Origin of the sequence: Oceanicaulis sp. UBA2681, assembly GCF_002354675.1 — a bacterium.
Taxonomy (GTDB): domain Bacteria; phylum Pseudomonadota; class Alphaproteobacteria; order Caulobacterales; family Maricaulaceae; genus Oceanicaulis; species Oceanicaulis alexandrii.
In genome coordinates this window covers 25,220-48,864 of the sequence record NZ_DEMB01000014.1, presented here as the reverse complement: position 1 = coordinate 48,864, position 23,645 = coordinate 25,220, and the positions used below count along the sequence as shown (strand labels likewise).

Genomic DNA, 23,645 nt, shown 5'->3' with positions numbered 1-23,645 from the left:
CGGTAAAGAAGCGTTAACGAAGCCGCTCTGAGGCTGCGTTGATTATTGCAGCTGGGCCTGATCGCGGCTCATCATGGCGTTCAGGATCTCGATGGCGCGATACAGCTGGTAATCTTCGCCGGCTTCCCAGTCTTCGGGCGGCATTTCGGTGTGAGACAGCTCGTTTTCCAGCTCTTCACGCTCGGCGCCGGTCTCGTTTTCCAGTGCGTTGCGAAGACTGGCTTCAGCGTAGGTGTTCACACCCTCCACCTCTTCCTGCTCCACACGGCGCGGCGCGATGGCGATGTCGGGCGCAATGCCGGTCGCCTGAATGGTGCGACCCGCCGGCGTGTAGTAGCGCGCGGTGGTCAGGCGCAGGGCGCCGTCACGGCCGCCACGCAGAGGCACCACAGTCTGCATCGAGCCTTTGCCGAAGCTGGTCATGCCGACGATTGTCGCGCGCTCACGGTCCTGCAGCGCGCCGGTGACGATTTCAGAGGCCGAGGCGGAGCCTGAATTGATCAGCACAACGATCGGCGCGCCGTTGAGCATGTCGCCCAGCTCGGCGTTGTAGCGGCGCGTGTCGCGTGGATCGCGGCCACGGGTGGAGACCACTTCGCCGCCATCGAGAAACAGCGAGGACACCGTCACCGACTGATCCAGCAGGCCGCCCGGATTGGAGCGCAGATCCAGGATCAGGCCCGGCAGCGGACCGCCATAGGCTTCGGTCAAATCGTTGAGGCCGGTGATGGCGTTGGCGGTCGTGTTCTCGTTAAACGTGGTGATGCGCAGATAGGGCGTGTCGCCCTCTTCCATCCGCCAGTAAGCGGCGCGGACCTCGATCAGGTCGCGCACGACCGTCACGTCAAACGGGTCTTCTTCGCCTTCGCGCAGGATGGTCAGCACAACCGGATCACCGGCCAGGCCGCGCATGCGCTCGACCGCGTCATCCATGCTCGCGCCGATCATGCTCTCGCCGTCCACGGCGATGATCTGATCGTTGGGCTCAAGGCCGGCGCGTTCGCCCGGCGTCTCGGCGATGGGAGAGATGATGGTGATCAGGTCGTCGCGAATGGTGACCTCGATGCCGACGCCGCCATATTCGCCGCTCGTGGTGACCTGCATGTCCTGAAAGTCGTCGGGAGACAGATAGCTCGAATGCGGGTCGAGCGCCTGCATCATGCCGTCAATCGCGCTCTCGATCAGTTCGGCCTTGTCAGGCTCGGTCACATAATCGGCTTCGATCCGGCTCAGCACATCGCCAAACAATTCCAGCTGCCGGAAGGTGGCTTCGCGGCTGTTGGTGTCTTCGCCTTCGGCGGACACGGCCAGGGTGGCGGCGCCGATGCCGAACAGAACAGCTGAAGCAATAATGTGCAGACGCATGGTGGTCTTCCTTAGAGCGCGGCGGTCGAGGTGTTAGCCTCTGCGAAATTCGGGCCGAAGCCAATCCTCAGGGTCAGCAGCTTCGTCAGTGCTGCGTCTTATCTCCAGATAGAGCATTGGCGGCGGATTTGCACGGTCTGACATGGCGCCGACAGGCTCACCCGCCAATAAAGACTGTCCCTCTACGGCGTAAATAAGACCCAAACCGCCTAAAATAAGGGTGTAGCCATCGGGCGTGTTGATCATCAAAACACCGTCAAACCCCTGAAATGGCCCGGCATAGACCACCACGCCGTCAAAAAGTGCGGTCACTTGCGCGCGTTGTGCGGTCTCAAACCAGACGCCCTCGCGGCGCACGCCGTCCGGGCCGCGATCCCCGGCGCTGACGGTCAACTCGCCTCGAACCGGCGGGCTCAACCGGCCCCGAGTATCGCTGAAACGCAAGGTCTCCAGCGGACCGGAGACAGGGCGCGCGTCCACCAGAGGGGCCATGGCGAGGGCCGGCGTCTGTTCCGGTCTGAGACGCGGCACAGGTATGCCGGGCGACGGTTCGGGACGGGGCTCGGGGCGCGGGGCCAGTCTGGGGTCGGCGGCGGCGAAACGACGAATGTCGGCGAGCAGCTCACGCAAGGAGCCTGCCTGCTCCGCAATCCTTGCGGCCCGTTGAGACAAGTCGTCAGCCTGGGCGCGCAGGGCGGCTTCCGCAGCTCGGCGTTCCTCGATCAGGGCGGTGACTTCCTCGCGCGTGACCCCGAGCGCTTCACGCGCCTGGATCAGTGCGCGGGTTTGATCTTGCAAGAGCAGGCGCAGGGCTTCGAGCTCCGCCAGCCGCTCGCGCACCGCCAGAACGCGCGCTTCAAGCTGTGGAGCGATCTGCGCCAGCAGACCCGCGGCGCGGGCCGCCGACGCGGCGTCGTCCGGCGTCACGGCGAGAGCGGGGGGATCTGACATCTCGATGCGCTGAAGCGCGGCCAGCACACGCGCCAGATCGGCCCGCTCGGCCCGCAGACGGGCCAGCAGGTCCGCTTCTTCGCGTTCCAGCGCACGAAGGCGCTCGGTTGCAGCCTCCACCTCGGCCTCGCGGGTTTCAACCCGGCCGGCGGCTTCCACAAGGCGTTGCTGCAGGCGTGCGATGGCGATCTGCGCCGCTTCAGCCTCTTCAGCGCGAGCCTGGGCCTGCTCGCGCAGCTCGGCCGCTTCTTGCTCAAGCGTGTCCACCTCGCCCGGTTCAGGCGCGGTCTGCGCCTGCAGGGCGAGGCTCAGGGCCAGAAAGAGCAGGGAGGAGGCCATCACCCTTCCCGATGATAGGGCGCGCCCGCCAGGACGGAGGCGGCGCGATAGATCTGTTCCGCCAGCATCACCCGGACCAGCTTGTGCGGCCAGGTGGCTTTGCCGAAGCTGAGCATGCGGGCGCCTTGCGGCAGGGCCGGACGGTCATGGCCGTCCGCCCCGCCGATCAGGAAGACCAGATCGCGCGCGCCATCGTCGCGCGCAGTTTCCACCACGCGCGCGAAATCGAGCGAGCTCATCGGTTTGCCGGTTTCATCCAGGGCGAAGATCAGCGCGCTGGCGGGCAGGTCCGCGATCAGCGCCTGGGTTTCCGCCGCCTTGTCCTTGAGCGTTCGCGGATCAAGCTCGCGCTCACAGACCGGACCCAGACTGACGGATCGTCCCACGCCGTTGGCGCGGTCCAGATACTGGTCCATAAGCTCGCGCTCTGGCCCGGCCTTGATCCGGCCGATCGCACGAATCTCAACGCGCATGGGACGCTCTCAGATTGGGAGAGATTAAGACGCCCCGTCTGGCGAGACAGACCACATCTTTTCCAGATCGTAGAAGCTGCGTACTTCGGGGCGGAACAGGTGAACGATGACGTCGCCTGCGTCGATCAACACCCAGTCGCACGTCTTCAGGCCCTCAATGGCGACATTGCCATGGCCGGAATCCTTGAGTTTGCGGACCAGATGGTCGGCCATCGCGCCCACATGGCGGTTGGACCGGCCCGTGGCGATGACCATCACATCAGTGACGGAGGATTTGCCCGTGAGATCGATGGCGACGACATCTTCAGCCTTGTCATCATCCAGCGCGTTCAACACCAGCGCTTCAAGATCCTGCGTGCTCTGGGCGAGTTCGCCAGAGTCGCTGTCAGCGTCGCCATGGGGGCGGCTGTGCAATTCGGTGGACAGAGTCCTTGCTCCCTTAATTGACCAACCCGCACTCTAGCACGTTTCGCCGCTACGTTCGAGCCAGTGAATGGAGAAGGCGCAGGCGCCGTTTTCGGTCCACACATGAGCGGGGACAAGGCCGGCTTTGACCGCAAGGTCCTGGAAGGTCTCAACAGTGAATTTATGAGAGTTTTCCGTGTGGATGGTCTCGTGTTCACGCAGCACGAAAGCCTCTCCGGCCACAGTGAAGTGCAAGTCTCGCAGAGCCTGAAGATACATCTCCACCCGCGAGCGGTACGGATTCCAGAAGGCGCGATAAGCCAGCGCAGACGGGTCTATATCGCCGTCCAGCTCGGTATTGATGCGCTGGATCAGATTGAAATTGAAATCCGCGGTGGCGCCGCCGGCATCGTCATAGGCGGCTTCGAGAACAGCCGGGTCCTTGCGCAGATCCACGCCGATCAGCAGGGCGTCGCCGGGCCTTAGCCAGTCGCGCAGGGTCTTGAGCAGCTGGAGCGCGTCAATCAGCTCGAAATTGCCGATCGTGGAGCCGGGGAAGAAGACAATCCGCCGCCCCTCGGGGATGCTCAGCGCGCTCAGGTCCAGCGTCTGGGTGAAGTCATGACAGACGGCGCCGACCGTGAGGTCGGGATGGTCAGAGGCGATATCGGCGCAGGCGGCTTTGACATGGTCGCCTGATATGTCCATGCCGACGAAGCCCGTCGGACGGTCGAGCGCATCCAGCAGCTGACGGATCTTGACGCTCGATCCTGCGCCGGGCTCCAGAACCACTGCGCCGGAACCGGCGAGCGCGTTCAGCTCCGGGCCGATCCGCTCCAGCAAGGCCAGCTCGGTGCGGGTGGGATAGTATTCAGGCGCTTGCGTGATCCGGTCAAAGATCGCCGATCCCGCTGCGTCATAGAAGTATTTTGGCGAAATCGCCTTCTGGGGCTTGCGCAGACCGGCGAGCACATCCGCGCGAAAATCAGAGGCGGAAGGCTGCAAGTCTTTGAAAAACGCCAAGGCGCCAGCCTCGACTAGGGTCTCGTTCGACATGGTCTCTAGGCGTGGCGGCTGCGGGTCAGGATGAAGCTTTTGCACGCATGACGCGTGAAGCCTCAGGATGTAATGGCTCCGTTAAGTATGTCCACCCCGGAGCATTACCTAGGACCAGAGTTTTCGCCTGATTGTCATGCTTGCGGGCGGGCGCCAGAAACCGCGCTGCGGGGGAGAGACGCGCCCGGATCGCATCGCCCGGGCGGGCGACCACGCAGATGGGAATACGACGCGCTATGGCCTTCCAGTCTTTCCAGTGATGAAAGTCCCTGAGCCCGTCCGCGCCCATGATCCAGACGAAATGCACCCGTGGATGCCGCGCTTGTAACTGCGTGATCAGGTCGATCGTGGTGCGGGTGTGCAGTCGCGCCTCAAGCGTCGATATGACGTGTCGGGGCTCGGGCATGGCTTGCTCGACAGCGGTGACGCGTGTTTCGAGGCTGGCGGGCGCATGGGTCTTCAAGGGATTGCCGGGGCTGACCATCCACCAGACGCGATCAAGGTCGAGCCGTTTGAGCGCGGTGCGCGCCACATGGCGGTGCGCCCTGTGAACGGGATCAAAGCTGCCGCCGTAAATCCCGACGCGCATGCCGTCATGCAGCAGTTCGGATTTTAGCGCCCGGCTCACGATGGAGATCCATCTGCAGGGTCAGGGACAAGGTCCGTCGCATGGACCAGAGCCGCGCCGCGGCGATAGCCCAGAATGGTGATGATGTCTTCAGACTGACGGCCGGCGATCTGGCGTGCTTCATGATCGTCATAGCCAATCACGCCGACGCCAAGGCGCTGTCCAGACTGTGTGACCAGGCGCACCGCCGCGCCGCGTTCAAACCGGCCCTGCACGTCCACGACGCCGGCGGGCAGAAGGCTGCGGCCCTTGGCGATGGCGGCGGCCGCGCCGTCATCCAGCACCAAGGCGCCCTCGCACGCCAGACTGCCCAGAATCCAGGCGCGACGCGCACTCTCAGGATTGCCATGGGCGTGAAACCAGCTGGCGCGGGCTCCGTTCGCAATTGCCTGAACCGGGTAGGAATGATCGCCTCGGCAGATGATCATGTCGCAGCCTGCGGCGTTGGCGATTCGGGCGGCGGCGATCTTGCTGGTCATGCCCCCCGTGCCGGCGCCCTCGCTGCGCGCAGGGCCCGCCAAGGCTTCTATGGCGGGTGTAATAGCCGTGATTTCCGGGATGTGTGCGGCGTTGGGCTCTCGTGGATCGCGGTCATACAGCCCGTCCACATCCGACAGGATGATCAAAAGCTGCGCGCCCACCAGCTGGGCCGTCCGTGCGGCGAGCCGGTCATTATCGCCAAAGCGGAGTTCTTCGGTGGCGACGGTGTCGTTCTCATTGATCACGGGAACCGCGCCCAGCTTGAGCAAGGTTTCAAGCGTGTTGCGGGCGTTCAGCCAGCGCGGGCGCGATTCAATGTCGGCAGGCGAGACCAGGGCTTGTGCGGCCGGAAAGCCGTGCCGCGCGAACGCCCGGTCCCAATGCTGGATCAGCAAGGCCTGCCCTGCGGCGGCGGCGGCCTGCTTTTCTTCCAAAGTCAGGGTCTGGCCCGGTTTCAGACCCAGGCGCGGGCGGCCCAGCGCCACGGCCGCCGAGCTGACCAGAACCACATCCTGACCCGCCTGGCGCAGGCGGGCGATGTCGTCGGCCAGCGCGTCAAACCGGTCTTCACGCGGCGCAAGGCTGGCGGGGTCGATCAGTTGGGCCGACCCCACCTTGATGACGACCCGCCGGGCCGCCGCCATGCGCGCGCTCAGGCTCAAGGCGTCCAGCCGCTTTCGCCGCGGGCTTCGCGCTCCGCTTCGTCCTTGAGGCGTTTTTCTTCCTCACGACGGGCGTGGACAGCGTCCCAGATGGCTTTGAGCACCTCTTTGAGGCCTTCCCGCGTGGCGCCGGACAGGTGGTAAGGCGTCACGCCGATCTTCTCCTTGAAGGCGGCGTCCAGCTCGGCGACGGTGTCGGCATCAGCGGCGTCGAGCTTGTTGAGCACCACGATCTCGCGCTTGTCGGTGATGCCGGCGCCATAGGCGTCCAGCTCGTGCCGCACGGTGTCATAAGCGCCGATCGGATCTTCGCCGGTGGCGTCGATCAGATGCACCAGCAGCGCGCAACGCTCGATATGGCCCAGGAAGCGGTCGCCAATGCCGGCGCCTTCATGGGCGCCTTCGATCAGGCCGGGGATATCAGCCAGCACAAAGCGGTTGCCCGTCCCCATCTCCACCACGCCCAGATTGGGGTGAAGGGTAGTGAAGGGATAGGACGCGATCTTGGGGTGGGCCTTGCTGGCCACCGACAGAAGCGTGGATTTGCCCGCATTGGGCAGACCCACAAGGCCGGCGTCCGCGATCAGCTTCAGGCGCAGCCAGATGGCGCGCTCCTCGCCCGGTTCGCCGGGTTGGGAGATGCGCGGGGCCTGGTTGCGGCTTGATTTGAAGTGGGCGTTGCCCTTGCCGCCAATGCCGCCCTTGGCCAGGAGCGCGCGCTGGCCGGGCACGGTCATGTCCGCGAGCAGCGTCTCCTTGTCCTCGTCAAACACCTGGGTGCCCACCGGCACGCGCAGAACGACGTCTTCGCCGCCCCGGCCCGTGCGGTTGCGCCCGGCGCCGTTAAGGCCGCGCTCGGCCTTGAAGTGCTGCTGGTAGCGATAGTCGATCAGGGTGTTCAGCCCTTCCACGGCCTCCACCCATACATCGCCGCCATCGCCGCCATCGCCGCCGTCAGGGCCGCCGAACTCGACATAGGCTTCACGGCGGAATGACACGCATCCCGGGCCGCCCCAGCCGGACTTCACATACACTTTGGCTTGATCAAGGAACTTCATGGCTTGCTTTTTATCTTTGTCTTGAGGGCTCTGCTAGCCCGCCATTTCCATCTGGCGGACACGGCCCGTGGCCATGCGGCCGAAAGAGAAGGCGTCGAAGGTCTCGCCGGTATAGGCGAAGCCGATTTTTTCCAGCACCCGGCCCGACGCCGGATTGTCGTCAAAGTGTCCGGCGGTGACCGGCGTCAGCGCGTGTCGGGTCGCCCAGTCGCACATTCCCTGCGCCGCTTCCGTCGCATAGCCCTGCCCCCAGGCGGCGGGCATCAGCCAATAACCCAACTCCCAACCCGCATCATGCTGGTTCAGGCCGATCACGCCCACCGCGCTGCCGGTTTCAGCTTCGCAGATAGCGCGCACAAGGTCGCCCATGACCTGTTCACGCGCGCGCAGGATCAGAATGAACGCCTCCGCGAACAGAGGCGGGTTCTGCGCCGGGATGCGGCTCGTCATGCGGCACACGTCTGGGTGGGCGCTTTCGGGGCCGACCCAGGCGGCGTCTTCGATCTTGAGCGGACGCAGAACAAGGCGCTCGGTGCGGATGTCCGCAAAGGCCGCCGGTGTGTTCACTGCGCCCGCTTCATGCTCGGGCGTCTCTTCAGGGTCTGGCTGCATGTCTCTCATATCGGCCTCCTCGGGCGCGAATGCTGGGCGGGGAGAGACGTCAAACGTAAAAAGGGGAGACGGCGATCCGTCTCCCCTTGAAACTTGGCCGTCCGGCCCGGATCGCCCCTCATCGGGATGGGCGATCACGAGGTCGGTGTCGCCCTATTCAGCTGCGTCCGCGAGCGGAGCAACGGACACGAAGGTCCGGTTGAGTTTTTTCTTCTGGAAGGTCACACGACCTTCGGTCAGCGCGAACAGGGTGTGATCCTTGCCCATGCCGACATTCTCGCCCGGATAATACTTGGTGCCGCGCTGGCGGATGATGATGTTGCCCGGAATCACGGCTTGGCCGCCGGATTTCTTGACGCCGAGGCGCCGGCCTTCACTGTCGCGACCGTTACGTGACGAACCGCCTGCCTTTTTGTGAGCCATGGTGCTCTCCTTCTCAGGTTCTGTTGTCGCGTGGCTTAGCCAGCGAATCCTTTGGCTTCAGCGACCCAGTCGCCTTTTTCTGCTTTGGTCTTCAGACCAGAGATCTCGCCATCAAGGCGCTCGATCTCGGCGTCGGTCCAGGCTGCGATCTGGGCGAAGCTGGTCACGCCGGCTTCGTTCAGCTTGGTGGCGTAGGCCGGACCCACACCGGTCAGCTGGGTCAGGTCGTCGGAAGCGGCGGCCGCAGCCTTGGCTTTCGGCGCAGCTTTCTCAGCTTTCGGAGCCGCTTTCTTGGCCGGAGCGGGCGCTTCGTCAGCCGCCACTTTGGCCGGCTTGGCGTCCAGCTTGGATTTCGTGCCCGGCTTCAGGATCTCTGCAACCGAGATGACCGCGATCCACTGGCGGTGGCCCTTGGTGCGGCGATAGTTCTGACGGCGGCGCTTCTTGAAGACCTTGATCTTCTTGTCCTTGCGGATGTCCAGCACGTTCGCGGTCACCGAGGCGCCGTCCACGGCCGGCGCGCCGACCAGGGAATCGCCTTCGCCGCCAATCATCAGCACTTCGTCAAACGCGACGACATCGCCGGTTTCCGCGCTGAGTTTCTCGACGCGCAGGATGTCGCCTTCGGAGACGCGGTATTGCTTACCGCCGGTCTTGATCACTGCATACATGATCGTGTTCCTTTGTTTCGGAGCCGTATCCGCGAAAGCCGCGAGACCGGAGCCCTTTTTCTTCGCCGGTTCTTGGTGCGAGCCAGCGTTGTTTCACAAGCAAAGCCCCGCATCGGACAGGTCCGTGCGGGAGCAGAGCGCGCGATATAGACAAAAGAGGGCGCGTGAGTCAACGCAGCAAGGCGCTGCGCCGGGTCTGAAACTGCATGCAGGCGCTCTTCGGGTTCAGGTCCCGGCGCCCAAGAGACTTGATTTTACCCCCAGCCTTTGCGACACCGCGCATCCCTGAGTTCGGAGAGGTGCCGGAGTGGTTGAACGGGGCGGTCTCGAAAACCGTTGAGCGCGCAAGCGTTCCGAGGGTTCGAATCCCTCTCTCTCCGCCAGTTTCCTTGTGGCGAAAAAGTTATAAGTCGCCCGTTGGGGCCTTATTAGTGGCGCGCGGTCTTCAGAACACCGACAGATTGGTTTCGCTCGCGAACACTTCGAGCGCGCGGGTGCCGGCCAGAGAGTTGCCCAGCTCATCAAGCTCGGGCGACCACACGCAGATCGCATACTGGCCGGGGATGACCGCGGCGATGCCGCCGCCGACCCCCGATTTGGCCGGAATGCCGACCCGAAACGCGAAGTTTCCGACCCCGTCATAAAGCCCGCAGGTCAGAAGCAGGGAGTTGATGCGTTTCGCCCGCAGGGCGGGCATCACGGTTTCACCTGTCAGCGGATGTTGACCGCCCGCCGCCAGCGGCAGGAATGCGCGCGCGACGTCGCGGCAGCTCATGGCGATGGAGCATTGGCGATAATAGGCCGCCAGCACGTCCTCGACGCTCGCTTCCAGATTGCCCTGGCTTTTCAGCAGGTGCGCGATCGCCGCATTGCGATGCCCGCTTTCCGCTTCGGACCGCGCTACCTCTTCATCGATATAGATCTGCTCGCAGTTCGCGTATTTGCGGACCAGTCCCAGGATCTGCAGTACGGGGCTGACGAAATGACTGGTGATCACATCGGTGATCACGATCGCCCCGGCATTGATGAAGGGATTGCGCGGCAAGCCTTGTTCGGCTTCGAGCTGAAAGAGCGAGTTGAACGCCGTGCCGGAGGGCTCGCGTCCGACCCGGTCCCAGACCCCCGCCGCGCCGGGTGACTGAAGGGCGAGCGCAAGCGTGAAGACCTTGGAGATGCTCTGGATAGAAAATGGCGTGTCGCTGTCCCCGGTGGACCATTCCGTCCCGTCGACGCCGCACACCGCCATGCCGAACTGGTGGGGGTTTATCCGCTCAAGGGCGGGGATGTAGTCGGCGACGCGACCCTGGCCGATCTGCTTTCGGGCTTCGCTCGCACACGCTTCAAGAATGGACGCGAGATCAAGATCGGATTGGGTCATGTGGGATCGCTCTTGCGGCGTGGCTCCAGAGGGTTTTGCGATAGTCGATCGACAGGGATCTCACAACACGGCGCCGGGATCATCGCGCCCTGTCCGGTTTAGCGTGCGCCTGTCCCGACCCGGCCGCCGAAGGGGGTTAGAATTTGTAATCGGGCAAGGCCTTGATGGAAGCCTTGATGGAGTCCGACCAGGCTTCTGCGATGGCCTGGAAGTATGTATCGTCGCTGGTGATGCGGCGTTCCTGACCCAGGGTCAGACTGTCCGCTTCATAGGTCAGCAGATCCAGCGGCATGCCGACGGAGAGATTGGCGCGCAGCGTGGATTCAAACGACAGCATGAGCAGTTTCACGGTGTCGGTGAAGTCCATCTGAGGCTCGTAACCGCGCAGCAGGATCGGGCGGCCGTATTTGGTTTCGCCAATCTGGAAATAGGGGGTCTCATCGGAAGCTTCGATGAAATTGCCTTCCGGGTAGACCAGAAAGAGGCGCGGTTCGGAGCCGGCGATCTGACCGCCGACAATGATTGTCGCGCTGAAGGCGGAATCCGCCACGGGGCCCTGCCCGGACTGCGCCGCCACAACTTCCTTGAGCGTGTCGCCCACAAGTTTCGCGACCTGAAACATGGTGGGAACTTCAAGAATGCCCGGATTGCGATCCGCCGGGGCTTTCATCCGCTCTTCAAGCAGGCTGATGACGGCTTGCGTGGTCGCCAGATTGCCCGCTGTCTGGATCACGATGACCCGTTCGCCGGGCGTTGACCAGGCGAACATCTTCTTGAACGTCGAGACGTTGTCGATGCCCGCGTTGGTGCGGGTGTCCGACATGAAAACAAGGCCCTTATCGATGCGCATACCCACGCAATAGGTCATGTTGATTCGGTTCCTGAGAGGAGATTGCTCACTTGGGTTACTGCTGAACCTGTACGCTTACAATCATGAATTCTTCGCTGCCCCCGTAGACGAAACCGGCGATGGGCGCGGCCTCCATGGAATCCAGTCCGGTCGCGATGCGAACATATTTGTCATCGGGCGAAATCTGGTTGGAGACGTCAAATCCAACCCAGCCCAGCCCGTCCACATGCACTTCCGCCCAGGCGTGGCTGGCCTCTTGCTGGGTGCGATCCGTCATCAGCAAATAGCCGCTGACATATCGCGCCGGGAAGCCCAGCGCTCGGGCGACGGCGATGAAGATCTGGGCGTGGTCCTGACAGACGCCACTGCCGGTGCTGACCGCGATTTCGGCGGTCGTGCCTGCATGCGTTGAACTTGTATCATAGGCCACATGCTCGCCGATAAAGCCCAGCAAGTCATGAAACCGCGTCAGCGCGTCCGTCCCGGACGGGGTGAAGTCGGCGATCAGTTGCGACAGGGCCGGACCGGGGCGGGTCCGCTCGGTCTGAGTGAGGTAATACCAAAGCGGAACATGGCCGGTATGTGGTCCGAACACGCCCGAAGTATTGATCGTCTCGACTTCGCCCGTGCTGATGATTTCCACGAATTCCGTGTTTCTTTCCACGCTGAGCAGCCGCACGTCATTGCCATGCTGGTCTGAAAAACACGCTTCTGTCGATGCCCCTCCGAGGTCCAGAGACCAGTCGAGCACGGTCTGGGTCGGCCCTGAATGCGGGGTCAGTCGAATCTGCTGCAGGGCGTAAGGCACCGGGCGGCTGTATTCGTATCGCGTCGTATGATTGATCTTCAATCGCATGGGTTACTCGTTAAATCTGAAATCGATTTCAATCTGACGACCGATCGCGTTGTTCTTGTTTATGAACTCGCCCAGGAACTCGTGGAGACCGCTTTTGAAGATGGAGTTGATCTCTTCGGCCTGAAGAGACTCAAGCAGTGGGCGCGCCAGACTCTGGGCCGTGTTGGGCTCGCCATACATGCGCGACAGATCATCGAGAATGCGCACGCTGTCCCAGCAGCAATACAAAAGTGAGCGCGGCAATTGCTGATTGAAGATCAGAAACTCGGCGATCTTGCTAGGCGACGTCTCCCCGCCATAGAGCAGGTTGAACGCGCGTGCGGCCGAAGCTGAGCGCAGAATGGTCTCCCATTGCACATTGTCCAGCGACGAGCCGACCGCCGCTGAAGAGGGCAGGAGCACGAAGTATTTCACGTCGAGAATCCGGGCGGTGTTGTCTGCACGCTCGATGCGTGTGCCCAGCCGGGCGAACAGGAACACGTCGTTTCTCAGCGCCGTGCCGTGCCAGGCGCCGCGGACCAGCGCGCTCGATTTGCGAATGGCGCCCAGAACATTGGGCAATTCGCTCATGTCCACTGGTTGGGCGAGCAGCTCTTGCAAGGCCAGCCAGGCTTCGTTCGTGCTTTCCCAGACTTCGCGCGTCAGGGCGGTACGGACCGAGCGGGCATTGGTTCTCGCAGCCTTGAAGAGCGACAGAACGCTGCCGGGATTGCCCGGATCACGCAGCAGGAAATCGATCACGTTTTCAGCGTTGAAGGCGTTGTGACGGTCTTGAAACGCAGCCTCGCACCCTGCGGTCCGGACAACCGAAGCCCACTCATTCTGCCCGGACGCCTGCCGGGTCAACGCCATCCGGAATCCGGTCTCGATCAGTCGAGCGGTGTTTTCGCTGCGTTCAAGCTGGCGAAACATCCAGAACAGGCCGTTTGCGGTCGATCCCAGCATGGGCCTAGTCCTCCAGTATCCAGGTGTCTTTTGTGCCGCCGCCCTGGCTGGAATTGACCACAAGGGACCCTTCCTGCATGGCCACGCGCGTCAGTCCGCCCGGCGTGATGTCGACCCCGTTCGGCGAGACCAGCACAAAGGGGCGCAAATCCACATGGCGGGGCGCCAGCCCCGCTTCGGTCAGGATCGGCACGGTGGACAAGGCGAGCGTCGGTTGGGCGATATAGCCTGAAGGGTTCGCCTTGAGCTTGTCTCTGAAGGCCGCAATTTCAGCCTTGCTCGCCGCTGGCCCGACCAGCATGCCGTATCCGCCCGAGCCGTGAACTTCCTTGACCACCAGCTCTTCAAGATTGTCGAGAACATGGGCGAGAGAGTCGGGTTCTGAGCAGCGCCAGGTGGGCACATTGTTGAGCAAGGGGCTCGCGCCTGTATAAAATTCGATGATGTCAGGCATGTAGGAATAGAGCGCCTTGTCATCGGAAATGCCGGTGCCGGGCGCGTTGGCGATGGTGATCCCGCCGGCGCGATAAATGTCGAAAATGCCCGGAACGCCGAGCATGGAGTCGGGATTGAAATTCAGCGGATCCAGAAACTCGTCATCGACCCGGCGATAGATCACGTCGATGGGCGTGTAACCGCGCGTGGTGCGCATGGTCACCCGACCATCGACCACCCGCAAATCATGGCCCTCCACCAGCTCCACCCCCATCTGGTCCGCCAGAAAGGCGTGCTCGTAATAGGCGGAGTTGTGGATGCCGGGAGTGAGGACGGCGATGACCGGCTGACCCTGGCAGGCTGCGGGTGCGCACCGAGACAAAGAGCGGCGCAGATTGCGCGGATAATCGCTGATCGAGGCTACATTGATGTTGGAGAACAACTCTGGAAACATGTGCAGCATGGTTTCCCGGTTTTCCAGCATGTAGGAGACGCCGGAGGGCGTGCGCGCATTGTCTTCCAGGACGTAGAACTCGTCCTTTCCCGTCCGGACCAGGTCGACCCCCACGATATGAGTGTAGACGCCGCCAGCGGGCTCAACGCCCATCATCTTGGGCAGAAACGCTTCATTATTGGCGATCAGACTTTCCGGAAGCCTTCCGGCCTTGAGGATTTCCTGATCGTGATAAATGTCGTGAAGAAAGGCGTTGAGCGCGATGACGCGCTGCTCGATGCCTTTTGAGAGCCGCGTCCACTCCTTGGCCGAGATGATCCGGGGCACTTGATCAAAGGGGATAAGACGCTCATCCGCCTTTTCTTCGGAGTAGACGTTGAATGTGATCCCGGTTCTTCGAAAAAACTCGTCCGCTTCTTTTGACTTGTCCCTCAGTGAATCGAGATTCCGGGTCTTCATCCATTTGATGTAATCTTCATAAGGTTCCCGAGGTTCGCCAGCGTCAGACTGAAGTTCGTTGAAAAACACGGCGTCTCCTTCGAAGAATCCAAACCCTTACTAAAACCCCTAAAACTGATTTTTGTTCCTTATAGAGATTTCTAAGCGGCCATTTAATGTAACAGAATTTTAATTGATATGGCTAGAGCGCGCTTGTGGCCAACGGTTATTCTGTATCAATCAAGTGCGATTAACTCGAGTTCTGAAAGGGGTTAATTTCGACGCGCCAGAGCTGAAAGCTCCTTGCCGGGGTTTGGGCATGAGCCGATCATCCGCGATCTGAGGATGGACGGGCATGATGGCGGAACCTGCTGGCCTTGGCGCGCTGACGGGGCCGGTCTAGCTTGCTCTCCAACACGGCCTGAACAGGCCAGCAGAGGAGAGATCATTATGCGGATTGTCATCGGTCTGGTTATGGCGGCGGGCCTGACCGCGGCGTCAGGCGCGCAGGTCGCGCCACCGTCTGAAGTGCTCGACGTGCATGATCATGTGGCGGCGGTTTCGGCGGACCGCATTGAAGCGGACATCACCACGCTTGTGGGTTTCGGAACGCGTCATACGGCGTCGGAGACCGGAAGCGAGACGCAAGGGATCGGCGCGGCGCGTCGATGGATCTATAACGAGTTCCAGCGCATCTCCGCGGACTGCGGCGGGTGCCTGGACGTGATGTATGTCTCCGAGACGATCAGCGGTGAGCGCCGTATCCCCGATCCGGTGGAGGTGGTCTCCGTGATCGCCATTCAGCGCGGCGTGTCAGACCAGGACCGCATGGTGGTGATGTCGGGCGATATCGACAGCCGGGTCTCGGATGTGATGGACGCGACGAGCATCAGCCCGGGCGCCAATGACAACGCCTCCGGCGTAGCCGGCGCGCTGGAAGCGGCGCGGGTGCTCAGCCAGGACCGGTTTGCCGGCTCCATCATGTACGCCGCGCTCGCCGGCGAGGAGCAAGGCCTGTTCGGCGGGCGGATCGTGGCTGATTACGCACTGGAACAGGGCTGGCGGATCAAGGCCGTGCTCAATAACGACATGATCGGCAATATCTCCGGCATCAATGGCGTCATCGACAATTCCACCGCGCGGGTTTTCTCTGAAGGCACGCGCGCGACCGAGACGCCCGAGGAAGCCCGCATCCGGCGCTTTACCGGCGGCGAGGTGGATTCGCCCTCACGCAATCTGGCGCGCTATATCGACCGCACGGCGGACCAGTATGTGCCGAACCTTGATGTGATGATGGTCTATCGTCTCGACCGGTTCGGACGCGGCGGTCATCACCGTCCGTTCAATGATGCGGGCATGCCGGGCGTGCGCATCATGGAGACCTATGAGGACTATAACCGCCAGCATCAGGACATCCGTGTCGAAGACGGCGTGGAGTATGGCGACGTGCTGGAAGCGGTGGACTTCGATTACGCCGCTAAGCTCACGGGCCTGAACATCGCTACTTTGGCCCGGCTGGCGGGCGCGCCGCCCTTCCCGGCGGACGTGACGATTTCCGGCGCGGTGCATCCCTCCACCACGCTGAGCTGGGTCCGTCCTTCGGGCGCGCAGGCCGAGAACCTGATGGGTTACCGCGTGTACTGGCGGCTGACCGATGCGCCGCAATGGACCCATAGCCGCTATGTGGGCGATGTGACCGAGTTCACGCTCGAGAACATTGTCATCGACAATTACTATTTCGGCGTGTCGTCGGTGGCGGCGGACGGGTCAGAAAGCCCGGTCGTTTTCCCCGGCCCTGCGGGATCGTTCGGCGGGTATTGACGCTCAAGGCGCGGGGCGCGCCGTGAAGGGCGCGCCCCGGCTTTCACTCCGCTGAGACAGTCTGCGCTTCGTCCAGATACCGCGCGAGCGCCCGCGCCGCGGATTGCGACAGGGCGGTGATGCGGTCGCGGTCGGTGTCGTCGCCATATTCCACCGTCACGCCCGGCGCGGCGTAGGTGTCCGCAAACCAGGTCTTGGAGGTGGGCATGCCCACATTGTGGCTGGGGCCGCGATCAAAGGCGGGTTCGGTCCCGCTCCATTCCTCTTCGATCAGGGCGATCCAGTCCTCGCTGAACGCAAACGGAGTCAACTCGGCCGCGTCCGGCGGGGTGTAGAGCACATCACGCCGCGTGGCGTGAAAATCCAGAAGCAGGTAGGGCGCATGCCCGTTCGCGATCTGAGCCTGGATCGCGGCGAAGGCGGCGGCGGTTTCCGGCTGGGTGAACGGGCCCCAGTCCCGGTTCAGATCCAGTCCGCCGGTATTGTGACGCCAGTGACCGTGCTCGACGCCATCGGGATTGAGGTCGGGGAGGATCAGCCATTGATAGCCGTCGAGGACGGAGGTGTTGGCCTCAGCTCCGAACAGCGCGTCCAGAAACGCGCGCAGACCCAGAACGCCCGGCACTTCAGGCGGATGCTGGCCGCCCAGTATGATGATCAGGGGTGCGCCGGGTGAAGCCGCAGGACGCGACAGCGCCTCGATGGGGCGACCTTGTCGGCTTTCACCGATCACGCGGCGGGTCATCCCGGTCCGGTCCGCGAAGGCGGCGCGCCACATCGCCCGGTCGGCAAGCGAGATCACTTCCTGTGCGCCGATCCGGGTTGCGCCGGGGCCAATTTCAAGGCTCAGCACGGCGTTTTGACGGTCTTCGGACACCATGACGGCGTCTTCTGGCAGGGCGACCCAATGCCCGTCCTCGATCTCGATGCGCGGCTGATAGCGATGGCGGTATTGCGGATAGTCGAGCGCGACCTGCGCTTCGCCTGCCCGCTCGGCGTGAAAATCGAACGCGTACCACGGGCTGGGATTGATGTCGGGGTCTTCAGGGAGGACCGTCAGTTTGAATGCGGCGTCGTCCGTGCGTTCACACGCATAATCAGGCGCGGTGGAGAAGTCCTGGGTCAGGCGCACCGCGCCGCTCTCGCAGCTGGCGCTCTGGGGGCCAGAGGGCGCGACCGGGGTGGCGCACCCCGCCGCGGTCAGGGCCGCGCCGAGCATCAGGAGGCGGAACAGGGGCTTGGCGGTCATGGGGTCTCCGTTCGGACCGGGTCGGTCTCTCTGGCGGCGCGGGCCTGAGCGATCACTTCATCCACAAGCGCCGCGTCGAGGCCGAGATAGGTGCGCGGGTTCAGAAGCTCATCAAGCTCGCCCGGGGTAAACAGGGCCGACAGTTCAGGGTCGCTTTCAATGGCTTCGCGCAGGCTGGCGCCGGTCCCGGTTGAGGCGGTCGCCAGATCGCGCAAACGGTGTTCGGCGCCGTCACGGCCCAGATCATCCTGAACGGCGAAGACGATGCGCTGGGTCAGGATCCAGCCCCGACTCAGTTCGAGGTTTTCCGCCATCCGCGCTTCGTTGACCCGCAGGCGCGAGATCAGACGACTCGTATCGCCGAGCATGCCTTCCGTGGCGAGCGCGATGTCAGCGACGGCCCTGTTGGGGCGTGAGGTATTGTCGCGCTCGAAGACATTGATCATGTCGTCTTGCACGATCTCGGCGAGGCGCGGAATGCTCCGGCCGTGCTGGACCAGCGCCTCAGACAAGGACGGGTTCACCTTGTGCGGCATGGTGGAGGAGCCCACGGCGCCGCCGGGGCGCTCTTCCACCAGTGCGCCGATATCGGTCATCTGAAGCAGGAACACCTCCTGCCCGAGCCGCGCCCAGGTGTGGGCCATCATGGACTGGACGAGGGCGAATTCTGCGAAGACATCCCGGCTGGCGTGCCAGTCATCGGGATAGGGGGCGGGCAGGCCCAACTCGTTGGCCATGCGCGCCTCGACACGCTGGCCTTCCGGACCAAGCCCCAGATAGCTGCCCACCGCGCCTTTCATGATGATGGAGCGCTCGATGCGGTCCAGCAGATCGCCAAGCCGGTCGATATGGCGCCGGTTCTCGCCGATATAGCCGCTGATCTTCTTGCCAAAGGTGATCGGCAATGCGTGCTGGCCGAGCGTGCGCCCGATCATCGGGGTGGTCTTGTACTCATCGGCCAGCTCGATGAGCTGCAGCTCGATGACGCGTAAATCCTCGATCAGGGCGAAGACCGCCTCGCGCATCTGCAGCATGGCGGCGCTGTCATAGAGGTCTACGGTCGTTGCGCCGTAATGCAGAGAGTTCGCGCTGTCTTCATCCAGCGACCGGCGCAGCACGTTCAACAGCGCCACCATGCGATGGCGCACAATGGCGTATTCGGCGTCGATGGCGTCCTGGGGAATGTTCTCGGGAATGGCGGCGGCGGTGATGGCGTCTGCAGCGCTCTGGGGGATGACGCCTTCCGCCGCCTGGGCGCGCGCCAGCGCGGCTTCCAGACGCAAGACCTGAGCGTTCAGGGCGGCGGTTGAGAAGACCGCTTCAATCTCGCGATTGGGCGAGAGCACCGGGCTTTGCGGGACGAAGCTCGGGGCGGCCGCCTCACGCTGGCGCTCTGTGAGGGTCGCGCTGACGTCTGCATCGGCCGAAGCATGGGTGTCCGCCTCCGGCTCGGAGCAGGCGGCCAGCACCAAAACTAAGAGAAGTGGAAGCCGCCTCTTCATGGGCGCGCCGCCAGTCCGTACAGCAGGACATGCAGGAAGTCATTGGTCGCCGAGAGGGGACTCTGGCTCATGCGCCAGTCATTCATGGTGCTGGAAGCGGCGAGGGTGAAGCCGCTATTGATGAACATCACGCCGGTCAGAAGGGATTCAACGACCGAGGCGTCGTGCGGGCGGGCCTCGCCTGCGCTGACCGCAGCGTCATAGGTGTCGCCCAGTCTTCTGATGATGTTGCGCAAGCGGGCCTGGTGGCGGTTGCGCCGTGCTGCGGGCAGGGCGGCCATCAATTCCAGCCGGATGATCGGCGACATGCCGCTGGCCTGCATGTAAATCAGATCAAAGGCGGCGCGGCGTATGAAGGCCAGCCCTTCCGCGTTCTCAGCGGCGGCGTCCAGCGTGGTCTCCACCGTGTGCAAGGAGTGCTCCAGGCACTGGTCCAGAAAGCTCTCCTTGTCCGGAATATGATAATAGAACGCCCCGCGTGTGACCCCCAGCGAGCCTGCGACCTCGGCCAGGGAGACGCCTTCAACGCCATACAGGTTGAAAAACCGGATGCCGGCCTTGAGGAAGGCTTCCCGCTTCATGCGGTTGCGGGCCTTGCGGTCAAAGATCTGCGGCAGCTCTCCCGTGGAGACAAAGTGCGGTGCGATCTCAGTGGAGACGGGACCCGGCGCCGTCAGTCCTTGCAGCAGGATGTCGTGCAGGGCGTCGGCGGAATTGGCGAATTGCGCGCCGGTCTCCTCGCCCGCGCGCACGGTCAGCCAGTCCAGCAAACCAAACAGGCAATAGGTGACCGGCTCGGCCCGGCGCGCCGTTTGACCGGACTGGCTCAACCAGTCGCCCGTCATGGCGTTGACGCGATTGACCGCTTCTGCCAGCCGTGTGGTGATCCGCGCCTGCACCTCTTCGGACAGGGTTTCGAGCTCTTGAAGGCGCGCCGGGAAAGGGCGTTGCTCTGCAATGGCGTCAGACAATTGCTCGGCATAGGCCTGAAAGAGCGCCAGCACCTTAAGTCCGGGCGCGTCGTTCGCCGCCTCGGCGTGCTTCACCGCCTCCAGCAAAAAGTCGACCGAGGAGAGAAAGACCGCTTCCGCGAGCTCTTCCTTGGACGCGTAATAGTATGAAATGCTGGTCTTTGTGAGGCCGAGATCTGCCGTGATGTCTTCGAGCCGAGCCCCCAGAACCCCGTGTGCATTAAAGCGGCGCGACGCGGCGGAGCGGATCGCGGCGGTCTTGCGATCGCGCTCCTGGCTGCGGGAGAAGGGGGAGCTGTGATCAGGGAAGTCCGGTCTGAGTACGGTCATGAGCGCATTCCCCATCAGGTCAGTCAGGTCGCCGAAGACCGGCGATAGTAGCTTCGGCGCCACGGCTGACAAATTCCAGCAGGCAGTCCGTACGGAATTTGAACCGAGTGTATAATTTTCATTGACAGTGTCCAGAACCATTGCTCTCGTCGGGAAAACAAAAACGCATGGGAGGGACACATGACTTTCAAAACGATTCTCCGTTCCGGAATCGCTTTTGGCGCTCTGGCGCTGGGCGAAGCCGCGCTCGCGCAAGCTGTTGAGACGACGCAGCAAGAACAAGAGGCGGCTGCACGGCCCGCCACCTCGGACGTGATCATCGTCACCGGCACCAATATCCAGGGCGCCCGCGTCAACGAAGCCCTGCCGGTCACCATTGTCACTCAAGAAGATTTGGCGGCGATTGGCGGCGTGGATGGTGAAGACTTGATCCGCGCATTGCCGGCCCAGGGCGGGGTTGCGTTCCGGACCGATAACAACACCACCAACAATAATGCGCGCGGCGATGTGGCCTCAATCAACCTGCGCTCCATCGGATCGAGCGGTACGCTGGTGCTGCTCAATGGTCGCCGTGTGGTCAACCACCCCTCCACTCAGGCCGAGCTCTCCACTCCGGTCACCACCACGAACGTCAACTCGCTGCCGGTCGCCGGGATTTCCCGCGTCGAGGTGCTGAATGACGGCGCGTCCGCGATTTACGGCACCGACGCCGTCGCCGGCGTTTTCAACACCATTCTTGACGATGACTTCGTAGGCTTTGATGTGCGCGCGCGGCACCTTTACGCCACCGGCAACGGTCTGAATGAGCAGACCGTGACGATCCGGGGCGGGCAGGATTTCAATGAAGGCCGCACCAACGCGTCTCTGGCGGTGCAGTATTCGCGTCGTGAGGGGCTGATGGCCTCCGAGATCGACGTTGCGGCCAGTGAAGACCGCCGCCCTTTCCTGGAAGGGACCAGCTTTGAAGGCGATGTCTCCTTTGACAACCGCGCCACCCAATCCCCCTGGGGGCAGTGGACGCTGAACACCACGTCCGCCACGCGTGTCCGTCAGAATGGCAACATCCTGACCAACTCTTCCGGACGCTTCCACTTCCAGCCAGACAGCTTTCCGGGGTGCCGGGCGGATGTCCTGTCTACGCCGGGGCTGTGTATTGATGACAGCACGCAGGATCGGGATTTGAGGTTTGACGGCGCTTATGAGCGCTCGATCATTTCTGACCGGGATCGCTTCAACGCCTTCGGATTCTTCAACCACGACATGGACAATGGCGTGGAGCTGTATGGTGAGCTGGGCGTGTATTACGCCGAGACGCGGTCCACGAACGAGCCGCGCAACGGCATTTCCGCAACGGGCATCTCGGTGCCGGCGAGTTATTACTACAACCCGTTCGGTCCGGTCACGTTCTCGGATGGTTCGATCAATCCCAACCGCCTGCCCGGTCTGTCCAATGTGCCGGTCGAAGGCCTGCCAGTCTTCACCGATGCTGGCCGTTATCGTTTTGTGGATGTGGGGTTCCGCGACATTGAGGTCGTCAACACCCAGTACCGTATCCTGGGCGGCGCCCGTGGCGAGTTCGGCGAGTCCGGTTGGGAATGGGACTCCGCCGCGCTCTATAACCGCGGCTATGCTCGGGACACCGCCAACAACTCGATCTCGCGCACCTTGTTCCAGCAAGAGCTCTTCAAGGAAGGGCCGGACGTCTACAATCTTTTCAATGGCGGTGATCCCAATAATCCCTCCATCGGCGACGCCACGGCCAACCCGCGCAACCTCATCGAGCCCTTCCTGATCGATGTTGAGCGTGAAAGCACGTCCGAACTCGCCCTGATCGATTTCAAGGTCAGCAATGGTGATGTCTTCCAGCTGCCGGGCGGACCGATCGGTCTCGCCGCCGGTGTTGAAGCGCGCTACGAAGCCTATGACGAGAACCGGGATGACCGGCTGGACGGCACCATCACCTTCACCGATATGGTGACGGGCGAGGTCAGCCAGAGCGACGTCTACGGCACCAGCCCGACCCCGGATTCCAGCGGCTCGCGTTCCGTGTATGGCGTGTTCGCCGAAGCGTCCGTGCCGCTCGTCAGCCCGGAGATGAACATTCCGATCGTTGAAACCTTCGACGTTCAGCTTGCAGCACGTTACGAGGACTATTCCGATTTCGGCGGCAGCGGCGTGAAACCGCGTGTGGCTGCGGCCTGGATCCCGTTTGATGGCATCAAACTGCGCGGCGCGTATTCCGAGGGCTTCCGGGCGCCGAACCTGATCGTGGTCAACGAAGGGGTGGACCGCTCGAACTCCCGCCGTGACGGCTATGCCTGTGAAGCAGGCGTTCGGAATGGCACGTTCGCGACTTTCGCTGATTGTACGGGCTTCACGGAGGGCCGCACCGAGCGACGCTCCGTGGCTGACGACATTGGTCCGGAAGATGACACCAACATCACCTATGGCTTTGTGTTCGAACCCCGGGGCCTGGACGGTCCGTTGAGCTTCCTGAATGGTCTGACGGTCACCGTCGACCGCTGGGAGATCGAACGTACGGATGTGGTCGGCGTGTTCGGCGCGGCCAACCATATCAGCCTGGACTATCTGTTGCGCCTGCAGGGGTCGTCGAACCCGAATGTGGTGCGAGCCGATCCCAACCAGGACGATATTGATTTCTACAATGCGGCGGGCCTGACCCCGGCCGGAGAAATCCTGTTCATTCGCGATACCTACGACAATAACGAGGATATCGACGTCGAAGGTACGGATTATGCGGTCTATTATTCGCTTGATGACACGCCGATCGGCGATTTCGACTTCAAGGTGAACGCGTCATATCTCGACACCTACTTCATCGCTCTGTCGCCGGGTGCGCAACAGATCGCTGACGCGGTTGAGAGCGGCCTGATTTCTGACGAGATCACCGTCTCCCAGGAAGGCGACATCATCTTGCAGAATGGTCAGCCGGAATGGCGGATCGCCGCGTCTGTCACCTGGCGCCACCACAGTGGTTGGGGCGCAGGCGCCCGGGCGAACTATACCAGTGAATTCATCGACACTGGCGCCGGGCTCGACCCGAACGGGGACCCGTTCTTCGTCGACGCCTGGACCCAGACCAACGCCTATGTCCAGTATGACATTGACGCAGAAGGCCTTCTGGACGGCATGCGGATCCGCGTAGGCGCGAACAACATTTTTGATGAAGATCCGCCCCTGGCTGATGAAACCAACGGCTATGACGCCGCGTATCACAGCATTCGCGGACGTCAGGTCTATTTCGACGTTCGCAAGCGCTTCTAGGCAGAGGC

Annotated in this window: 21 protein-coding genes and 1 tRNA gene; 3 read left to right on the top strand and 19 right to left on the bottom strand. The window is 62.7% G+C overall.

What is annotated here, in order from left to right; all coding sequences use genetic code 11:
• Positions 1 to 42 precede the first annotated feature (42 nt).
• The 11 genes from B3M53_RS10850 to B3M53_RS10800 form a co-directional block, all read right to left on the bottom strand.
• Positions 43 to 1,365 (bottom strand): S41 family peptidase, encoded by a 1,323-nt coding sequence (locus B3M53_RS10850; RefSeq protein ID WP_160092746.1) that lies wholly within the window; start codon positions 1,363 to 1,365, stop codon positions 43 to 45.
• A 33-nt stretch (positions 1,366 to 1,398) separates the two neighbouring features.
• Positions 1,399 to 2,655 (bottom strand): murein hydrolase activator EnvC family protein, encoded by a 1,257-nt coding sequence (locus B3M53_RS10845; RefSeq protein WP_273020251.1) that lies wholly within the window; start codon positions 2,653 to 2,655, stop codon positions 1,399 to 1,401.
• Positions 2,655 to 3,128 carry a 23S rRNA (pseudouridine(1915)-N(3))-methyltransferase RlmH gene (rlmH, locus tag B3M53_RS10840; RefSeq protein ID WP_273020250.1) on the bottom strand — a complete coding sequence of 158 codons (474 nt, stop codon included), beginning with the start codon at positions 3,126 to 3,128 and terminating at the stop codon, positions 2,655 to 2,657. The genes B3M53_RS10845 and rlmH overlap by 1 nt, the downstream gene beginning before the upstream one ends.
• Before the next feature lie 24 nt (positions 3,129 to 3,152).
• Positions 3,153 to 3,542 (bottom strand): ribosome silencing factor, encoded by a 390-nt coding sequence (gene rsfS, locus B3M53_RS10835; RefSeq protein WP_022700620.1) that lies wholly within the window; start codon positions 3,540 to 3,542, stop codon positions 3,153 to 3,155.
• 45 nt (positions 3,543 to 3,587) lie between these two features.
• On the bottom strand, positions 3,588 to 4,589 hold the full coding sequence (gene egtD / locus B3M53_RS10830; protein ID WP_273020249.1) for an L-histidine N(alpha)-methyltransferase: 1,002 nt from the start codon (positions 4,587 to 4,589) through the stop codon (positions 3,588 to 3,590).
• Between the two features lie 25 nt (positions 4,590 to 4,614).
• Positions 4,615 to 5,217 (bottom strand): nicotinate-nucleotide adenylyltransferase, encoded by a 603-nt coding sequence (locus B3M53_RS10825; protein ID WP_273020248.1) that lies wholly within the window; start codon positions 5,215 to 5,217, stop codon positions 4,615 to 4,617.
• A complete protein-coding gene (gene proB, locus B3M53_RS10820; RefSeq protein WP_273020247.1) occupies positions 5,214 to 6,341 on the bottom strand; it encodes a glutamate 5-kinase in 1,128 nt (375 codons plus the stop codon). Before proB ends, B3M53_RS10825 begins: the two co-directional genes overlap by 4 nt.
• Before the next feature lie 14 nt (positions 6,342 to 6,355).
• Positions 6,356 to 7,417, bottom strand: coding sequence for a GTPase ObgE (gene obgE, locus B3M53_RS10815; RefSeq protein WP_022700616.1), 1,062 nt, complete (start codon positions 7,415 to 7,417; stop codon positions 6,356 to 6,358).
• A gap of 33 nt (positions 7,418 to 7,450) precedes the next feature.
• Entirely contained in the window at positions 7,451 to 8,038 is a 588-nt protein-coding gene (locus tag B3M53_RS10810; RefSeq protein WP_233345996.1) for a GNAT family N-acetyltransferase, read from the bottom strand.
• Positions 8,039 to 8,182: 144 nt separating this feature from the next.
• Positions 8,183 to 8,452: a 50S ribosomal protein L27 gene (rpmA, locus tag B3M53_RS10805; protein ID WP_022700614.1), complete on the bottom strand. Its 270-nt coding sequence runs from the start codon at positions 8,450 to 8,452 to the stop codon at positions 8,183 to 8,185.
• 35 nt (positions 8,453 to 8,487) lie between these two features.
• Entirely contained in the window at positions 8,488 to 9,123 is a 636-nt protein-coding gene (locus B3M53_RS10800) for a 50S ribosomal protein L21 (RefSeq protein WP_022700613.1), read from the bottom strand.
• 293 nt (positions 9,124 to 9,416) lie between these two features.
• Between B3M53_RS10800 and B3M53_RS10795 the strand changes: the two genes are divergently transcribed.
• Positions 9,417 to 9,506 (top strand) — tRNA-Ser (locus B3M53_RS10795).
• A gap of 62 nt (positions 9,507 to 9,568) precedes the next feature.
• Here the strand turns inward: B3M53_RS10795 and B3M53_RS10790 are convergent.
• From B3M53_RS10790 to B3M53_RS10770, 5 genes are all read right to left on the bottom strand, one after another.
• Complete coding sequence (locus B3M53_RS10790; protein WP_160092733.1) at positions 9,569 to 10,501, bottom strand: glutaminase; 933 nt, start codon at positions 10,499 to 10,501, stop codon at positions 9,569 to 9,571.
• Between the two features lie 136 nt (positions 10,502 to 10,637).
• On the bottom strand, positions 10,638 to 11,369 hold the full coding sequence (locus B3M53_RS10785) for a proteasome-type protease (RefSeq protein WP_273144688.1): 732 nt from the start codon (positions 11,367 to 11,369) through the stop codon (positions 10,638 to 10,640).
• Positions 11,370 to 11,406: 37 nt separating this feature from the next.
• Positions 11,407 to 12,207, bottom strand: a complete 801-nt coding sequence (locus B3M53_RS10780) for a transglutaminase family protein (RefSeq protein ID WP_022700610.1) — start codon at positions 12,205 to 12,207, stop codon at positions 11,407 to 11,409.
• 3 nt (positions 12,208 to 12,210) lie between these two features.
• Positions 12,211 to 13,152 carry an alpha-E domain-containing protein gene (locus B3M53_RS10775; protein WP_022700609.1) on the bottom strand — a complete coding sequence of 314 codons (942 nt, stop codon included), beginning with the start codon at positions 13,150 to 13,152 and terminating at the stop codon, positions 12,211 to 12,213.
• A gap of 4 nt (positions 13,153 to 13,156) precedes the next feature.
• Positions 13,157 to 14,509, bottom strand: coding sequence for a circularly permuted type 2 ATP-grasp protein (locus tag B3M53_RS10770; RefSeq protein WP_407667929.1), 1,353 nt, complete (start codon positions 14,507 to 14,509; stop codon positions 13,157 to 13,159).
• 420 nt (positions 14,510 to 14,929) lie between these two features.
• Here B3M53_RS10770 and B3M53_RS10765 point away from each other — a divergent pair, with 420 nt between their 5' ends.
• A complete protein-coding gene (locus tag B3M53_RS10765; RefSeq protein WP_273020246.1) occupies positions 14,930 to 16,300 on the top strand; it encodes a M28 family metallopeptidase in 1,371 nt (456 codons plus the stop codon).
• A gap of 43 nt (positions 16,301 to 16,343) precedes the next feature.
• On the opposite strand, the gene B3M53_RS10760 is transcribed toward B3M53_RS10765, so the two are convergent.
• The 3 genes from B3M53_RS10760 to B3M53_RS10750 are packed head-to-tail and all read right to left on the bottom strand — an operon-like array spanning position 16,344 to position 20,352.
• On the bottom strand, positions 16,344 to 17,549 hold the full coding sequence (locus tag B3M53_RS10760) for a M14 family metallopeptidase (protein ID WP_273020245.1): 1,206 nt from the start codon (positions 17,547 to 17,549) through the stop codon (positions 16,344 to 16,346).
• Positions 17,546 to 19,051 (bottom strand): lyase family protein, encoded by a 1,506-nt coding sequence (locus tag B3M53_RS10755; protein WP_273020244.1) that lies wholly within the window; start codon positions 19,049 to 19,051, stop codon positions 17,546 to 17,548. The genes B3M53_RS10760 and B3M53_RS10755 overlap by 4 nt, the downstream gene beginning before the upstream one ends.
• Complete coding sequence (locus tag B3M53_RS10750; protein ID WP_273020243.1) at positions 19,048 to 20,352, bottom strand: TetR/AcrR family transcriptional regulator; 1,305 nt, start codon at positions 20,350 to 20,352, stop codon at positions 19,048 to 19,050. Before B3M53_RS10750 ends, B3M53_RS10755 begins: the two co-directional genes overlap by 4 nt.
• Before the next feature lie 180 nt (positions 20,353 to 20,532).
• Here B3M53_RS10750 and B3M53_RS10745 point away from each other — a divergent pair, with 180 nt between their 5' ends.
• Complete coding sequence (locus tag B3M53_RS10745) at positions 20,533 to 23,637, top strand: TonB-dependent receptor domain-containing protein (protein WP_273020242.1); 3,105 nt, start codon at positions 20,533 to 20,535, stop codon at positions 23,635 to 23,637.
• Positions 23,638 to 23,645: the final 8 nt, after the last annotated feature.

What these genes read in the sequence shown, in the direction of transcription:
- B3M53_RS10850 (WP_160092746.1), bottom strand. Translation starts at nt 1,365, where the DNA reads ATGCGTCTGCACATTATTGCTTCAGCTGTTCTGTTCGGCATCGGCGCC.
- B3M53_RS10845 (WP_273020251.1), bottom strand. Translation starts at nt 2,655, where the DNA reads ATGGCCTCCTCCCTGCTCTTTCTGGCCCTGAGCCTCGCCCTGCAGGCG.
- rlmH (WP_273020250.1), bottom strand. Translation starts at nt 3,128, where the DNA reads ATGCGCGTTGAGATTCGTGCGATCGGCCGGATCAAGGCCGGGCCAGAG.
- egtD (WP_273020249.1), bottom strand. Translation starts at nt 4,589, where the DNA reads ATGTCGAACGAGACCCTAGTCGAGGCTGGCGCCTTGGCGTTTTTCAAA.
- proB (WP_273020247.1), bottom strand. Translation starts at nt 6,341, where the DNA reads ATGGCGGCGGCCCGGCGGGTCGTCATCAAGGTGGGGTCGGCCCAACTG.
- obgE (WP_022700616.1), bottom strand. Translation starts at nt 7,417, where the DNA reads ATGAAGTTCCTTGATCAAGCCAAAGTGTATGTGAAGTCCGGCTGGGGC.
- B3M53_RS10810 (WP_233345996.1), bottom strand. Translation starts at nt 8,038, where the DNA reads ATGAGAGACATGCAGCCAGACCCTGAAGAGACGCCCGAGCATGAAGCG.
- rpmA (WP_022700614.1), bottom strand. Translation starts at nt 8,452, where the DNA reads ATGGCTCACAAAAAGGCAGGCGGTTCGTCACGTAACGGTCGCGACAGT.
- B3M53_RS10800 (WP_022700613.1), bottom strand. Translation starts at nt 9,123, where the DNA reads ATGTATGCAGTGATCAAGACCGGCGGTAAGCAATACCGCGTCTCCGAA.
- B3M53_RS10790 (WP_160092733.1), bottom strand. Translation starts at nt 10,501, where the DNA reads ATGACCCAATCCGATCTTGATCTCGCGTCCATTCTTGAAGCGTGTGCG.
- B3M53_RS10785 (WP_273144688.1), bottom strand. Translation starts at nt 11,369, where the DNA reads ATGACCTATTGCGTGGGTATGCGCATCGATAAGGGCCTTGTTTTCATG.
- B3M53_RS10780 (WP_022700610.1), bottom strand. Translation starts at nt 12,207, where the DNA reads ATGCGATTGAAGATCAATCATACGACGCGATACGAATACAGCCGCCCG.
- B3M53_RS10775 (WP_022700609.1), bottom strand. Translation starts at nt 13,152, where the DNA reads ATGCTGGGATCGACCGCAAACGGCCTGTTCTGGATGTTTCGCCAGCTT.
- B3M53_RS10765 (WP_273020246.1), top strand. Translation starts at nt 14,930, where the DNA reads ATGCGGATTGTCATCGGTCTGGTTATGGCGGCGGGCCTGACCGCGGCG.
- B3M53_RS10760 (WP_273020245.1), bottom strand. Translation starts at nt 17,549, where the DNA reads ATGACCGCCAAGCCCCTGTTCCGCCTCCTGATGCTCGGCGCGGCCCTG.
- B3M53_RS10755 (WP_273020244.1), bottom strand. Translation starts at nt 19,051, where the DNA reads ATGAAGAGGCGGCTTCCACTTCTCTTAGTTTTGGTGCTGGCCGCCTGC.
- B3M53_RS10750 (WP_273020243.1), bottom strand. Translation starts at nt 20,352, where the DNA reads ATGACCGTACTCAGACCGGACTTCCCTGATCACAGCTCCCCCTTCTCC.
- B3M53_RS10745 (WP_273020242.1), top strand. Translation starts at nt 20,533, where the DNA reads ATGACTTTCAAAACGATTCTCCGTTCCGGAATCGCTTTTGGCGCTCTG.